The following is a 15186-nucleotide window of genomic DNA, read 5'->3' on the forward strand; positions in this document are numbered from 1 at the left end:
CGGTTACTCCGAAGCGGACGTGGCCAGATGCCACAGGTGCAGCACGGCGTACGCACGCCAGGGCCGCCAGGCCTGCGAACGGGCCTCGGTGGCACGCTCGGTCAGGCGGGTATCGCCGCCCAGCACCTGCTGCAGCACCAGGTCGCCGGCGGGGAAGGCATCGGGCAGCGCCAAGGCGCGCAGCGCGATGTAGTGCGCGGTCCACGGCCCGATCCCGGGCAGCGCCACGCAGCGTTCGATGAAGGTATCCAGGCGCTGGCCGGCATGGAAATCCAGCCTGCCGTCGGCGACGGCGGCGGCCACCGCGCGCACGGTGGCCGCTCGGGTGCGCGGCAGGCCGATGCCTTCCAGCGGCGCGTCGGCCAGCTGCTGAGGCGTGGGGAACTGGCGGTCCAGGCCCTCGGGCATGCCTTCCAGCGGGGTGCCGAAGCGGTCTACCACGCGCCGCGCCAGGGTAATGGCCGCCGCCACGCTGACCTGCTGGCCCAGCACGGCGCGCACCGCCACTTCGAAGCCATCCCAACCGCCGGGTACGCGCAGCCCGGGACGTGCGGCGATACCGCGCGCAAGCAGCGGATCCTGGCCGAGCGTGGCGTGCACGATGCGCAGGTCCGCGTCCAGGTCGAAGATGCGCCGCACCCGGCGCACGATGCCGGGGATCGCGCGCGGATCGACCTGGCCCAGCTGCAGCAGCAGCTCGGGCCGGCGCGGGTCGGCGGTGACCCGGATCACCGAGGGGCGTTCGGCCGGGCCAATCACGCGCTGGTAGCTGGTGTCGTCGATCTGCTCGATGCCGGGAATGCAGCGGCGGCGCAGGAAGCCGAGCATCGCGGCAAAATCGAGCGGCGGCCGGTAGCCCAGGCGCAGGGTCAGCGCGCCGTCGGCCAGCACGCCGCGCTGGCGCCGGATCGCGGTGGGCGGCATGCCGCAGCCTTCCACGAACGCGGCGTTGAATCGGCGCAGGCTGTTGTAGCCGGCGGCCATGGCCACGTCGGTGACCGGCAACGCGGTTTCGGTCAGCAGCTGCTTGGCCAGCAGCAGCCGTCGGGTAGCGTGGATCTGCGCCGGGGCCGCGCCCAGCCGCGCCACGAACAGCCGCTGCAGCTGGCGCGCGCTCAGGCCGAGCCGGGCGGCCAGGTCGCCCACCGCCGCATCCTGCAGGAAGCCATCGTGGATCAGCGCCAGAGCGCGCTGCAGGGTTTCGTTGCTGAGTGCGTCCTGCGCCTCCGGGGCCAGTTCCGGCCGGCAGCGCAGGCAGGGGCGGAAACCGGCCGCGGCGGCAGCGGCGGCGGTGGGGTAGTAGTCTACGTTGACCGGTTTGGGTGGCGGCGCCGGGCAGACCGGACGGCAGTAGATGCCGGTGCTGCGCACGGCAGTGAAGAACACGCCGTCGAAGCGCGCATCGCGGGCCAGGCGGGCGCTTTCGCAGGCGGCGTAGTCCAGGGGCAGGGCGGTGTCCATGGAGCTCAGTCTATGCGCCTGGCCGGGGACCGGCTCGCCGTTTTCGGACAGCTATGCCGGGTACGCCCGGTGCGGTTCAGGGCAGGTTCCCGCGATGCCGGCCGGGCGCACTAGACTGTGCCTTCATGTGCCGTTTTCGGCACGCCCTTTGTCTGGAAGCCGGGTGTCCATGCTGCTCAAGTCGTGCGGGTTGTTGCTGTTGTGCCTGGGGCTGGCCGCCTGCAGCCAGCTGGAGAACCCCGGCAACGTCACCGCCGCCGACAAGGCGGTGCGGGCGCAGACCGCCGACGGCGACCACATGGTGTCGTTCAACGCCGCCGATGCACCGCCCGCGCCACCGCCGCCGCCCCGCAAGGGCGAGCAGGGCTGGCCGACGGTAGCGCTGGACAACGGCAAGGCCTGGCTCAGCTGCGACACCGAGTACGCCAACGACGGCGGCGACGGTGCTGCGTTGGAGGCGCTGGACCGGGCCAGCCTGGAAGCGGCCATTGCCCCGTGCGTGGAACGGGGCCTGTTGCGCGTGCGCTACGCGGGCAAGATCAATCCCGGGTTCGCCGAACTGGTGGCGCGGATCGCGCTGGTGGCCGACGCCCAGCGCGTCTCGCGGCGCATCCTGGACCTGGATTCCAGCGGTGGCCAGGTCGAAGCGGCGATCGTGGCCGGTGACCGCATCGGCGAATCCAACTGGACCATCTGGGTGCGCGAAGGCTCGGTCTGCCACAGCGCCTGCGTGTTCGTGCTGGCGGCCGGTGACAACCGGCTGGTGTCGGGCAAGGTCGGCATCCACCGCATGATGCGGATCAGTTCCAAGGCGACCTCGCGTGCCGAGCTCAACCTGGAACTCCACGAGGTCTATGACAACGTCAAGGATTACCTGCAGCGCAACGGCGTGGCCGTCGGCGTGGCCGACCTGATGATGACCGTGCCCAACCGCAGCCTGCGCCTGCTCAGCAGCGAGGAGCTGCGCCAGTTCGGCCTGGACGGCACCAATGCGGTGCAGGACGACCTGGAGCGGATCAAACAGATGCGCAAGTGCGGCGACGATTTCGTGCGCCGCAAGGATGCCTTCCTGGTCGCCTTCGACCAGGAGTGCAAGCGCGAAGGCAGCGAACTGGACGTGATTACCCGCTGCGGGCAGACGCTCAAACAGCGCTTCGGCTTCCCGGATGTGACCTGCCCGGACGAAAGCCCGCTGTCGGAAATCGATGTGTCCACGCTGTTGCCCACCCGGGAGAAGCCGCGTGATGCGGTGGCCGAACGCACCGCCAGCGACGCCGACCAGCCCCCCGCCGAGGCGGCCGAACGCAACTGACGGCCTGCTCACGGCATTCCCGTAGACTGCAATGCAGTCCACTGCTGCCTACGGTGTCCCGATGCGCGTTCCGCTGCTGCTGTCGCTCCTGCTTCCCGCCGTTGCCCTGGCCCAGACCCCGCCGCCGGCCACCCCGGCCCCGGCGCCCGCACGCCCCGCACCGGTCGCCCCGGCCGCACCGGCACGCCCGGCATTGACCCCGCAGCAGCAGGCGCAGGTGCAGAAGCAGGACCAGGAAATGGCCGCGGCCGGCTTGAAGGTGGCGACCCTGGTCGACACCGGTCGCGCTGCCGAGGCCTGGAAGGGTGCTTCCGAGGTGGCCCGCAAGTCCGTCACCGAACAGGCTTTCGTGGCCCAGCTCGACGGCGACCGCAAGCGCCTCGGCGCACTGCTCTCGCGCGGACAGCCCGTGGTGACCCGGGTCAAGTACAAGGCCGGCGCGACCGTGCCCGAGGGCCTCTACATCAACGTCAGTTTCCCCACGAAGTTCGCCAACAACGCCCAGCCGGTCCGCGAGCTGGTGTCGTTCCGTTTCGATGAAGACAAGGTCTGGCGCCTGGCCGGCTACAGCGTCCGCGCCGCCGCGCCCTGACCGCAGGAGAAATGCATGGGTATCGAGATCCAGATGCTGGGTTGGGCCATCGTGCTGGGCCTGGTGCAGGTGATGATCGCCGCAGGCGCGATCACCCGCGAACGCGGCTTGGCCTGGAATGCCTCGGCCCGCGATGGCGTCGCGCCGCCACCCGGGCCGCTGGCGGCACGCCTGCAGCGGGCGCAGGCCAACTTCCTGGAAACCTTCCCGTTCTTCGCCGCCGCCGTGCTGGCGGTAGTGCTCACCCAGCGCCAGGACAGCACCACCGCGCTGGCGGTGCAGCTGTATTTCTGGGCGCGGCTGGTCTACGTGCCGCTGTATGCCGCCGGCATTCCCTACGTGCGCAGCCTGGTCTGGGTGGTCTCGATGCTGGGCATCGTGCTGTTGCTGTGGCGCCTGCTGCACGGGCTGGCGTGAACCGGCGCCGACGCGGCTGATCCAGATCAAGAGCGTGCCTGCCCGCGAGCGGTAAGCTCGGTCGTGGACACGCAACGGAAACGGATCATGCAGGACGATCGCGGAGTGCAGGCAGTGGATGTGCTGGTGGTGGGCGCTGGGCCGGCGGGGCTGTGTTTTGCCCGCGCGCTGGCCGGCAGCGGCCTGCGGGTGGCGGTGGTGGAGCAGCAGCCGCGCGCGGCGCTGGCCGAGGCCGCCTTCGACGGCCGCGAGATCGCGCTCACCCATGCCTCGCGGCACATCCTGGAGCAGCTGGGCCTGTGGCAGCGACTGGATACCGCTGAAATTTCGCCGTTGCGCGACGCCAAGGTCATGGATGGGGGGGCACCGTTCGCGTTGACCTTCGCCGCGCGCGACGCGCACGGCGGCGACCTGGGCTGGCTGGTGCCCAATCACCTGATCCGCCGCGCCGCATGGGACAGCGTGCAGGGCCAGGCCGACCTGGAGATCCTCGACCAGTGCAGCGTGCGCGGCATCGTGCCCGGTGCGCGCCACAGCGAGGTGACCCTTGCCGACGGGCGCCAACTGCAGGCGCGGCTGGTGGTGGCGGCCGACAGCCGGTTCTCGTCCACCCGGCGCATGCTGGGCATCGGCGCGCGCATGCGCGATTTCGGCAAATCGATGCTGGTCTGCCGGATGCAGGTCGAGGTGCCGCACCAGCACACTGCGTGGGAATGGTTCGGCTATGGCCGCACCATGGCGCTGCTGCCGCTCAACGGCGACCAGGCCTCGGCGGTGATCACCCTGCCACCGCGTGAAATCGAACGGCTGCTGGCGCAGGACGCGGCGACCTTCGGACGCAGCATCAGTGCGTGTTTCGAACACCGCCTGGGGGAGATGACGCCGGTGGCGCGGCCCAATGCGTACCCGCTGGTGGGGGTCTACGCCACTGCCTTCGTGGGCGCGCGCTGCGCGCTGATCGGCGATGCCGCGGTGGGCATGCACCCGGTCACCGCACACGGTTTCAACCTGGGCCTGCAGAGCCAGGACCGGTTGGCCGCGATCCTGCGCCGGGCGGCCGGGCGGGGTACCGATATCGCCGCTCCGGCCGGTCTGGCCGCCTACGAGCGGGGGCACCGGCTGGCCTCACGGCCGCTGTACGAGGCGACCAATGCGATCGCCACGCTGTATACCGATGACCGCCTGCCGGCGCGGGTGCTGCGTCGGGCGGGGCTGCGCCTGGCCCACGGGGTGGCGCCGTTCCGGCAGCTGATTGCCGCGCACCTCACCGGCAGGTGACGACCGTTGGTCCACACCGGTAGGTGACGACCGTTGGTCGTCACACGGGATCAGGGGGCGTCGCTGTCGGCGATGACGTTGATCACGGTGTCGCCGAACTGGACCTGCTGGCCGCCGCGGATCTTGCAGGCCTTGCGCAGCTCCACTTCGCCGTCAACGAGCACCTGGCCGTCGCCGATCACGGTCTTGGCTTCGCCGCCGCTGGTCACCAGGTCGGCCAGCTTCAGCAGTTGCTTCAGTTCCACGTACTCGCTGTCCAGTTCAAATTCGAGGGTCTGCATGGAGCGGGGTATCCTGTGAAGGGGCGCGGAGCGGGGCCGCGCCGAAATCGGGCGCATATTGTGCGCCAGCACGCGGCGTTTACCGCCGCCGTGCTGAAATCTGTACACGTGGTTCAGGATTCATGCGGTATCATCGCGCCCTGAGCGAGTGAATTCTCCTCCGACCGAGCAGCGCCAGGGCACGCGATAAGAAAGGGCGCCCAAAGCGCGGACCATCCCCTTTTTTATGCCACTGCCACGTAAAACGGTAGTGGCTTCGGAGTTCCCCATGTCCCAAGAATCCCCCACGCCGCTGCTCTTCGCAGACCTCGGCCTGTCCGACGCTGTGATGAAGGCCGTTGCCGCCGTCGGCTATGAAACCCCGTCGCCGATCCAGGCCGCCACCATCCCGGCGATGCTGGAAGGCCGCGACGTGCTGGGCCAGGCCCAGACCGGCACCGGCAAGACCGCCGCCTTCGCGCTGCCGGTCCTGTCCAACCTGGATTTCAACCAGACCAAGCCGCAGGTGCTGGTGCTGGCGCCCACCCGCGAACTGGCCATCCAGGTCGCCGAGGCGTTCCAGACCTACTCGTCGGGCATCCCCGGTTTCCGCGTGCTGCCGGTCTACGGCGGCCAGCCGTACGGCCAGCAGCTGCAGGCCCTGCGCCGTGGCGTGCACGTCATCGTGGGCACCCCGGGCCGCGTGATCGATCACCTCGATCGCGGCACCCTGGACCTGTCCGAGCTGAAGACCCTGGTGCTGGACGAAGCCGATGAAATGCTGCGCATGGGCTTCATCGACGACGTCGAAGCCGTGCTGAAGAAGCTGCCGGAAACCCGCCAGGTCGCGCTGTTCTCGGCCACCATGCCGTCGCAGATCCGCCGCATCGCGCAGACCTACCTGAAGAACCCGGCCGAAGTCACCATCGTCAGCAAGACCACCACGTCGGCCAACATCCGCCAGCGTTACTGGTGGGTGAGCGGCATGCACAAGCTGGACGCGCTGACCCGCATCCTGGAAGTGGAACCGTTCGACGCGATGATCATCTTCTCGCGCACCAAGGCGGCCACCGAAGAACTGGCGGAAAAGCTGCAGGCCCGTGGCCTGGCCGCTGCCGCCATCAACGGCGACATGCAGCAGGCGCAGCGTGAGCGCACCATCGGCATGCTGAAGGAAGGCAAGCTGGACATCCTGGTGGCCACCGACGTGGCCGCGCGCGGCCTGGACGTGGAGCGCATCAGCCACGTGCTGAACTACGACATCCCGTACGACACCGAAAGCTACGTGCACCGCATCGGCCGTACCGGCCGTGCCGGCCGCACCGGCGATGCGATCCTGTTCGCCACCCCGCGCGAAAAGGGCATGCTGCGTGCGATCGAGCGCGCCACCCGCCAGCCGATCGAAGAGATGCAGCTGCCGAGCGTGGACGCGGTCAACGACACCCGCATCAACAAGTTCATGAGCCGCATCAGCGATGCGCTCGATGCCGGCGGCACCGAGTTCTACCGCGACCTGCTGCAGAAGCTGGAAGGCGAGAAGAACGTGCCGGCGATCGAGATCGCCGCCGCGCTGGCCAAGCTGCTGCAGGGCGATTCGCCGTTCCTGCTGACCCCGCCGGTGCGTGGTGCCCGTGAAGAGCGTGCGCCGCACCCGCGTGCCGACCGCAACGACCGTGGCGAGCGCCCGGCGCGTTTCGAACCGCGCTTCGAGCGTGGCCCGCGCCGTGAAGACGACCGCGGCCCGCGTCCGCCGCGTCCGGAAGGCGATTTCGGCGGCAACGACGGTGGCTTCGAACGTGCGCCGCGCCGTGAAATCGCCCCGCGTGGCGAGCCGGAACCCGGCATGGAAACCTTCCGTATCGAAGTGGGCCATGTGCACGGGGTCAAGCCGGGCAACATCGTCGGCGCGATCGCCAATGAAGCCGGGCTGGAAAGCCGCTTCATCGGCCGCATCGACATCCGTGACGACTTCTCGATCCTGGATCTTCCGGCGGAAATGCCGGCCGACCTGCTCAGCCACCTGAAGAAGGTGTGGGTGTCGGGCCAGCAGCTCCAGATGCGCAAGGTCGAGCCGGGTGAAGACACCGCAGGCTCGGGCTCGGCACGCCCGCCGTTCAAGCCGAAGTTCGGCCGCGGCGGCAAGCCGGGCGGTCCGGGTGGTCACCGTGGCCCGGGTGGTCCGGGTGGTCCGGGCGGCAACGACCGTCCGCCGCGTCGTGACGGCTTCAAGCCGCGCGGTCCGCGCAACGGCTGATCGCTCCACATCGCCGCAGCCAACAACGCCAGCCTTCGGGCTGGCGTTGTCGTTTCAGCTACCTGACCGATGTGACGGCGAAACTTCGCGCCGTTTCAACAAGGCTGGACCTAGCCTGCAATCACAGAGGACTATGCCAAGCACCCATGGGCGCCGGAGGGATCTGCGATGCTGGGAGGCAGCAGGGATGTAGGCAGTACCGCCGTGCCGCATGTAACGCGGGGCTTGACCCTGCGGTTCGTGCTGCTCACCGGCATGGCGGTCGGGCTGGTGGGGTTGTCGGCGCTGATCCAGGAACTGCAGGGCGCTTCCACCGCCTGGATCGTGGGGCAGAGCCACTGGTCGCGCAGCCAGCAGCATGCCTCCTTCGCGCTGGAGCGATACCTCACCTCGGGCAACCCGGCCGCACTGGCCGAAGCGCGCGCGGCGCTGCAGGTGCCGCTGGGTGACCTGGACGCACGCCGCGCGCTGGAACAGGACGACGTGGATCTTGCGCGGGCGCGGCAAGGCTTCCTGCAGGGCGGCAACCAGCCGGGCGACATCAACCGGCTGATCCTGTCGTTCCGCTACCTGGGGCATCTCGGTTACTTCCGCGATGCGGTGCACCTGTGGCAGCAGACCGACCATGGCCTGGCGCAGCTGCAGGCGATGATGGACACCGCCGAAGCGATGCACGCCGACGGCCGCGTGGAGCCCGCCATGCGCGAAGCATTGCTGGTCCAGCTGCAGGCGCTGGACCGCAGCCTGCAGGCGCAGGCCCGCGCCTTCTCGCTGGCGCTGCTCAATACGGCTTCCATCGTGCGCATGGTCACGCTGGCTGTCGGTGGCCTGTCAGTTCTGCTGATCACCCTGGTTGCCGTACTGCTGTCACGACGCGTGCGCCATGACCTGATCGACACCGAAAGCCGCTTCCGCGCCGCGTTCTACCAGGCCACGGTGGGCATGCTCAAGCTGGACCACGCCGGGGGCATTGTCGAAGCCAACCAGGCCATGGCCGATATCCTCGGCTATCGCCGCGACGCGCTGCTGGGCATGGAGCTGCCGGAACTGCTGGTCGATGGCGAGCTGGTGCTCGACGAGGCCGGCGACATCGACTGGCCGCGCCAGCTGCGCCCGGGCGAACTGCGCTTCCGGCATGCCGACGGCGGCCTGCTGTGGGGGCGTTGGAGCGGCACCCTGGTGCGCAGCCCCGGCCGTGAAGTGTCGGTGTTCGCGATCATTGAAGACGTCTCGCAGAACCACGCGCTGGCCCGCGAGGTCGAGCACCACGCCAGCCACGATCCGCTGACCGGGCTGGTCAACCGCCGCGAGATCGAACGCCTGCTGGAACTGGCGCTGCTGGATGTGCGCAGCCATGGCGGGACCCACAGCCTGTGCTACCTGGACCTGGATTATTTCAAGCTGGTCAACGATGGCCTTGGCCACGCGGCCGGTGACCAGTTGCTGCGCGGCTTTGCCGACTACCTGGAAGGTGCGGTGCGCGAAGGGGACTGGGTGGGCCGCATGGGCGGTGACGAGTTCGCGATGTTCCTGGCCGACGCCCGCCAGGAAGAAGCCAAGCAGGTGTTGCAGCGGATCGCACGCAACCTGGGCCAGGCCGGATTCCAGCGCGACGACGGGCTGCCGCGGGTCAGCTGCAGCATCGGGGTGGTCGAAATCACCGCGGAGGTGGCCGACGTGAACTGGCTGATGAGCGCGGCCGACAGCGCCTGCTATGCGGCCAAGCAGGCCGGGCGCAACCGCGTGCATTGTTTCAACGAGAACCGGATGGCGCTGGAGGAGCGGCTGCTGGAAGCAGACCGGCTGGCGCATGTGTCCAGCGCGATCGCCGAAAACCGCATGCTGCTGTACGCCCAGCGCATCGAGCAGGTGGGCGACCCGGGCTTCCTGCATTACGAAGTGCTGGTGCGCATGCGCGGTACCGACGGCCAGCTGCAGGGCCCGGGCGATTTCATGCCGGCGGTGGAACGCTATGGCATGGGCATGGCGCTGGATCGGCACGTGCTGGGGCTGCTGTTCCGCCACCTGCAATTGTGCCCGGCGCATGTGCAGCGGCTGGGCCTGTGCAACGTGAACGTATCGGCCCAGTCGATCGCCGAGCCGACGTTCCTGGCCTTCGTCTGCGACCTGCTCGAGCGCAACCGCGGGCTGGCGCGCAAGCTGTGTTTCGAGATCACCGAGACCGCGGCGATCAGCAACCTGGACCAAGCGCGCAGCTTCGTTGAAGGGGTCAAGGCGCGGGGCTGCCGGGTGGCACTGGACGACTTCGGTGCCGGACTGTCCTCGTTCGGCTACCTGCGCCAGCTGCCGGCGGACATGCTCAAGATCGATGGGGTGTTCGTGCGCGACATGGATATCGATCCGGTCAGCCGTGCCACGGTGCGCGCCATCACCGAAATCGGCCGCGAGCTGCACATGAGCGTGACCGCCGAGTGGGTGGAGTCCGAAGAGATCGCCGCACAGCTGCGGGCGCTCGGGGTGGAAGGCCTGCAGGGGTATGCCATCGAACGGCCGATGCCGCTGGAAAAGCTCACCCAGCCCTCGCTGTGGCGGGAAACCCCGGTGCCGTCCAGCCGCCTTTCCTGAACTGTGACGTGCACCGGCGCGCCTTCTTGCGATAATCGCCACGGGGACGCCATGCGGTGTGCATGGCGGTGCAGGGCGACAGGGTGATGGTGTGAGGCGCAGCGACGGCGGGATGCAGGGGATGAGCGGGGCCATCAGGTTGCTGACCGGCCTGGTGTGGCTGCTGCTGTCGGCCACGGCGTTGGCCGGCACGGCCCAGGTCGGCCGTGATGTGCTGCTGCTGGGGGCCGCCACCGACCAGCAGGCCCCGCAGCGCCCGTGTTCACCCGAGGTGCTGGCCCATCACCAGGACATCCTTTCGATTCCGGCGCCTGCAGGCGGCTGGTCCGGTGCGCCACAGGCGGTGGATGTGTTCGGGGTGCTGACCGGGGAGGTACGGATCAGTCACGGCGACCGCCAGATCTGCGGCAGCATGCACGACGCCCGCACCCGGGATTCGCGCTTCCGCGCCGGGGTCGGCATGGTGGTGGTGCCCAAGGCCGGCGGGCGCGAGCCGATCATCGTGTCATGGGCCGCCCCGCTGAAGCCGCGCTGGATTCCGACCGTCCGGCTGGGCGCGCCCAGCCCGGTGCAGCAGAACGATACCGCCCGCCTGCTGGTGCGCGCGGCCTGCATCGCGGTGGCAATCGCTCTGGCGCTGTCGGCGCTGATGGGGTTCGTGACCGCCCGCGACCGCACCTTCCTTTACTACGTGGCGATCTGCGCGGTGTTCGTGCTGTGGCAGGCGGTGCTGGGTGGCCTGAGCGGGTACCCCGAGCCGTGGTTGCCGGTGCACGACCGCGCGTCGTGGTGGCTGGTGGCGCTGAGCACGTTCGCGCTGGCGCTGTTGCTGCCGATCCTGTGGCGGCTCAACGGCGGCGCCCGGTTGTGGCCGGGCTCAGGCACCGGCCAGCGCGCTGTGCTGTGGGGACTGGTGCTGGCCGGGTTGTGCGTGCCATGGATGGGCACGGCCGGGCTGGCCTGGATGGCGGCTGCGCTGGAAGCAGTGTTCGTGCTGGGCTGCGTGGTCTGCCTCGGGGTGGGCCTGTGGGCGGTGGTGCAGCGCGATGGCTATGCGGCGGCGGGGCTGTTCGCGCTGGCACCGTGGTGGATCCTGATCATCGCCGACGCGCTGCACGCACACTGGCTGACCGCGTACCGGATCGAGGCGCTGCAGCTGTCGGCGACCTGGTTCCTGATGATGGCCGCCTATGCGCTCAACCTGCGCCTGGGCCGGCTGCGCCAGCAGCGCGACGAGATGCGCCAGCTGGCCGATACCGATGCGTTGACCGGCCTGCCCAACCGCCGCCACGGGCTGCACCTGCTGGCCCGCCACCTGGAACGGGCGGGCGCGGAGCAGCAGCCGCTGGCGATCGGCTTCCTGGACATCGATCTGTTCAAGGACATCAACGACCGCTTCGGCCATGAGGTCGGCGACCAGGTGCTGGTGGCGGTGGCCCGCGGCCTGCGCGGGGCGGTACGGGTGCAGGACGACGTGATCCGCATGGGCGGCGAGGAATTCCTGGTGCTGCTGCCGGGCGCCAGCCACGGCGCGGCGCTGGCGCGGCTGGAAAGCGTGCGCCGGCAGATTCCGACGGTGACCGTGCCGCTGGGCATTTCCGGTCTGGCGGTGACGGTGAGCATCGGGCTGGCGGTGCTGCGCCCGGGCCGTGATGACCTGGCGGGGCTGCTGCGGCGCGCCGACCATGCGATGTACCGGGCCAAGCGTGCGGGGCGCAACCAGGTCTGCGACGGTGAACAGGCGCTGCCGGCGGATGATCCGCTGGTCGCCTGATGCCGCGCCGGACGGGGTTTTGCCGGATAATGGCGCGATGACAACCCGACTCAACAAGTTCATTGCCGAAACCGGCTTCTGTTCCCGGCGTGAAGCCGACCGCATCATCGGCGAGCGCCGCGTCACCGTGAACGGCCACCCGGCCGGTACCGGTGCGGTGGTCGGCGAGGGCGACGTGGTGCTGGTCGACGGCCAGCCGCTGCGCGCGCGCGAGGCAAAAAAGGCCGGCGGCCGCCGTCATGTGTACGTCGCGCTGAACAAGCCGGTGGGCATCACCTGCACCACCGAAAGTGCGGTGAAGGGCAACATCGTCGATTTCGTCGGCCATGAGCAGCGCATCTTCCCGGTCGGCCGGCTGGACAAGGATTCGGAAGGCCTGATCCTGATGACCAGCAACGGCAACATCGTCAACCAGATCCTGCGCGCGGAGAACAACCACCAGAAGGAATACCTGGTGGCGGTGAACAAGCCGGTGACCGACGAGTTCCTGCGCGGCATGGCGCGCGGGGTGCGCATCCACAATGAAACGACGCTGCCGTGCCGGGCCTCGCGCATCGCCAAGTTCGGCTTCCGGATCGTGCTGCAGCAGGGCCTGAACCGGCAGATCCGGTTGATGGCGGCGGCGTTCGATTACCGGGTGACCCAGCTGCGCCGGGTGCGCATCGACAACGTCAAGATCGGGGCGCTCAAGCCGGGCCAGTGGCGCAACCTGACCGATGCGGAATTGAAGGGGCTGCTGCCGCAGCAGCAGGACTGGTAGGTCCTGCACCGGCGGGTAACCTTTGCCTCGGGTGATCGGGCTAGACTGTGGCCAGCTCCCGGATTCGACCCGTTGCATGATCAAGCCCGAGAAGCCCGTCAACGAGGCGGTTCGCCTGGCGGCACTGTATCGCTACCGCATCCTGGATTCGGAGAAGGAAAAGTCCTTCGAGGATCTGGTGACCATCGCCAAGGCGGTGTGTGGCGCCTCCATGGCGGCGGTCACGCTGATCGACGCCGAACGCCAATGGTTCAAATCCATCCAGGGGACGGAGGCGCAGGAGCTGCCACGCTCGGAGTCGATGTGTGGCCATGCGATCCTGCAGCCGGAACAGGTGATGGTGGTCGAGGACGCGCAACGCGATGTGCGCTTCCACGACAATCCCATCGTGACCGGTGACCCGAAGGTGCGCTTCTACGCGGGGGCGCCGCTGGTGAGTACGGAGGGGTTGCCGATAGGCACGCTGTGCGTGTTCGATCCACAGCCGCAGCGGTTGGATGCGCAGCAGACCGAGGCGCTGGCGGCACTGTCGCGGCAGGTGATGCTGGTGATGGAGTTGCGCCGGTTTGCGCTGGACATCCAGACGCACATGGTGGAGCGCGACGATTACGAGCGGTTGCTGGGCGAGTACCACGATGTGCTGCTGGCGCAGAACGCGGACCTGGCCGAGCAGAGCCGGACGGATGTGCTGACGGGGCTGCCGAACCGGCGCGCGATGGCGGTGGCACTGGATGCGTCGGTGTTGGATGCGGACGGGCAGCCACGGCAGACCGCGGTGGCGCTGGTGGACATCGACCATTTCAAGCAGATCAACGATTTCAACGGGCACGCGACCGGCGACCGGGTGCTGGCGGAGTTGGGGGTGCTGCTGCGGGCGCAGTTCTCGGGCCGTGGGCTGGCGGCGCGCTATGGCGGGGAGGAGTTCGTGGTGCTGATGCCGGATACGGACCTGCGCACGGCGGAGCTGCAGTGCGATTTCCTGCGGATGGCGGTTTCCGACCTGCCGCTGGGGTTTCCGGTGACGGTCAGTATCGGGGTCGCTGCGCATCGTTCAGGTGACACCGTGGAGCAGACGCTGGAGCGGGCGGATGCGGCCTTGTACCGGGCGAAGGGTAATGGGCGGAATCGGGTTGAGTTGGCGCCCTGAGTTTTAGAGCCTTGGTCTGCGGGCGTGGTCAATCGCGCCATCAATCGCAATATCTGCGACCTGTCGCTGTCATCCTGCACGCCCGTTTCCCTGCGGAGTCCGTCTGTGCTGCAGACCCTCGCCATTTCCAACTACCGTTCCCTGCACGATCTGGTCGTGCCGATGGGGGCATTGAACCTGGTCACCGGTGACAACGGCAGTGGCAAGTCCAGCCTGTACCGCGCGCTGCGGCTGCTGGCCGATACGGCGCGGGGAGGAGTGACGCCGTCGCTGGCGCGGGAGGGCGGGTTCCAGTCGGCGCTGTGGGCCGGTCCGGAGCGGTTGGACCGGCGGATGCTGGCGGGCGAGGTGCCGGTGCAGGGCGGGCCGCGGCAGGCGTCGGTGGCGCTGCGGCTGGGTTTTGCGGCGGATGATTTCGGGTATGCGATCGATCTGGGCTACCCGGTGGCCGATTCGCATTCGATGTTCAACCTGGACCCGCAGATCAAGTGCGAGAGCATCTGGGCCGGGCCGTTCCTGCGCAGCAGCAACGTGTTGGTGGAGCGGCGCGGGGCGATGGTGCGGCGGCGCAGTGGGCGCAGCTGGGAGCTGCTGGAATCGAACCTGTCGGTGCACGAAAGCCTGGTTACGCAGGTTGCCGATCCGCAGCGGATGCCGGAGGTGCTGCGGCTGCGCGAGACGCTGCGCAGCTGGCGCTTCTATGATCATTTCCGCAGTGACCGGGACGCGCCGGCGCGACAGGCGAGCCTGGCCACGCGTACGCCGGTGCTGAGCCACGATGGGCATGACCTGGCGGCGGCGTGGCGGACGATCGTGGAGATCGGCGATTCCGATGCGCTGGCGGCGGCGCTGGACGATGCGTTCCCCGGGGCGCGGGTCTACATCGAGCCGAGTGAGGATCACCTGAGCCTGAAGTTCCATCAGCCCGGTCTGCTGCGGCCGTTGGGCGCGGCGGAGTTGTCCGACGGGACGTTGCGCTATCTGTTGCTGATCGCGGCGCTGCATACGCCGCGCCCGCCGCCGTTGATGGTGCTCAACGAGCCGGAAACCAGCCTGCATCCGGACCTGCTGCCGGCGCTGGGGCGGTTGATCATCGGGGCGGCGGCGCGCAGCCAGGTGTGGGTGGTGTCGCATGCCAGCCGGTTGATCGCGGCGCTGCGTGAGGCAGAGTCGTGCACGTCGATCGCGCTGGAAAAGCAGATGAGCCGTACGACGCTGGTGGGCCAGGGCGTGCTGGACGCGCCGGCATGGTACTGGCCCGAACGCTGATGCCGGAAGCGTTGGCGCGTAAAAAACGGATCGGTTGACGGATCGGTGAAATGGATCGGTGAACGGATCGGGAAAA

General features: G+C 68.9%; 12 protein-coding genes. 10 read left to right on the forward strand and 2 right to left on the reverse strand.

Features of this window, described 5'->3' with window-relative positions:
* Positions 1 to 3 precede the first annotated feature (3 nt).
* The gene (locus BAY15_RS06885; RefSeq protein WP_068850372.1) at positions 4 to 1461 is read right to left on the reverse strand and encodes a DNA-3-methyladenine glycosylase 2; all 1458 of its coding nucleotides are present in this window, start codon (positions 1459 to 1461) and stop codon (positions 4 to 6) included.
* Positions 1462 to 1633: 172 nt separating this feature from the next.
* Here BAY15_RS06885 and BAY15_RS06890 point away from each other — a divergent pair, with 172 nt between their 5' ends.
* From BAY15_RS06890 to ubiM, 4 genes are all read left to right on the forward strand, one after another.
* Complete coding sequence (locus BAY15_RS06890) at positions 1634 to 2773, forward strand: hypothetical protein (protein WP_167693315.1); 1140 nt, start codon at positions 1634 to 1636, stop codon at positions 2771 to 2773.
* 61 nt (positions 2774 to 2834) lie between these two features.
* Positions 2835 to 3365 carry a DUF4019 domain-containing protein gene (locus BAY15_RS06895; protein WP_068850378.1) on the forward strand — a complete coding sequence of 177 codons (531 nt, stop codon included), beginning with the start codon at positions 2835 to 2837 and terminating at the stop codon, positions 3363 to 3365.
* A gap of 15 nt (positions 3366 to 3380) precedes the next feature.
* Positions 3381 to 3782, forward strand: coding sequence for an MAPEG family protein (locus BAY15_RS06900; RefSeq protein WP_068850380.1), 402 nt, complete (start codon positions 3381 to 3383; stop codon positions 3780 to 3782).
* 87 nt (positions 3783 to 3869) lie between these two features.
* On the forward strand, positions 3870 to 5060 hold the full coding sequence (gene ubiM / locus BAY15_RS06905) for a 5-demethoxyubiquinol-8 5-hydroxylase UbiM (protein ID WP_428999285.1): 1191 nt from the start codon (positions 3870 to 3872) through the stop codon (positions 5058 to 5060).
* Between the two features lie 50 nt (positions 5061 to 5110).
* On the opposite strand, the gene BAY15_RS06910 is transcribed toward ubiM, so the two are convergent.
* Positions 5111 to 5341, reverse strand: a complete 231-nt coding sequence (locus BAY15_RS06910; protein ID WP_068850383.1) for an RNA-binding S4 domain-containing protein — start codon at positions 5339 to 5341, stop codon at positions 5111 to 5113.
* 268 nt (positions 5342 to 5609) lie between these two features.
* On the opposite strand from BAY15_RS06910, the gene BAY15_RS06915 reads away from it, so the two are divergent.
* From BAY15_RS06915 to BAY15_RS06940, 6 genes are all read left to right on the forward strand, one after another.
* Positions 5610 to 7574: a DEAD/DEAH box helicase gene (locus tag BAY15_RS06915; protein ID WP_068850386.1), complete on the forward strand. Its 1965-nt coding sequence runs from the start codon at positions 5610 to 5612 to the stop codon at positions 7572 to 7574.
* Between the two features lie 168 nt (positions 7575 to 7742).
* Positions 7743 to 10160 (forward strand): putative bifunctional diguanylate cyclase/phosphodiesterase, encoded by a 2418-nt coding sequence (locus BAY15_RS06920; protein ID WP_068850390.1) that lies wholly within the window; start codon positions 7743 to 7745, stop codon positions 10158 to 10160.
* Between the two features lie 121 nt (positions 10161 to 10281).
* The gene (locus BAY15_RS06925; protein WP_237334326.1) at positions 10282 to 11934 is read left to right on the forward strand and encodes a sensor domain-containing diguanylate cyclase; all 1653 of its coding nucleotides are present in this window, start codon (positions 10282 to 10284) and stop codon (positions 11932 to 11934) included.
* A gap of 37 nt (positions 11935 to 11971) precedes the next feature.
* On the forward strand, positions 11972 to 12694 hold the full coding sequence (locus BAY15_RS06930) for a pseudouridine synthase (RefSeq protein WP_068850396.1): 723 nt from the start codon (positions 11972 to 11974) through the stop codon (positions 12692 to 12694).
* A 76-nt stretch (positions 12695 to 12770) separates the two neighbouring features.
* On the forward strand, positions 12771 to 13841 hold the full coding sequence (locus BAY15_RS06935; protein ID WP_068850398.1) for a sensor domain-containing diguanylate cyclase: 1071 nt from the start codon (positions 12771 to 12773) through the stop codon (positions 13839 to 13841).
* 105 nt (positions 13842 to 13946) lie between these two features.
* Positions 13947 to 15110 carry an AAA family ATPase gene (locus BAY15_RS06940; protein ID WP_068850400.1) on the forward strand — a complete coding sequence of 388 codons (1164 nt, stop codon included), beginning with the start codon at positions 13947 to 13949 and terminating at the stop codon, positions 15108 to 15110.
* Positions 15111 to 15186: the final 76 nt, after the last annotated feature.

This window comes from Stenotrophomonas rhizophila, from assembly GCF_001704155.1.
Lineage (GTDB): Bacteria > Pseudomonadota > Gammaproteobacteria > Xanthomonadales > Xanthomonadaceae > Stenotrophomonas > Stenotrophomonas rhizophila_A.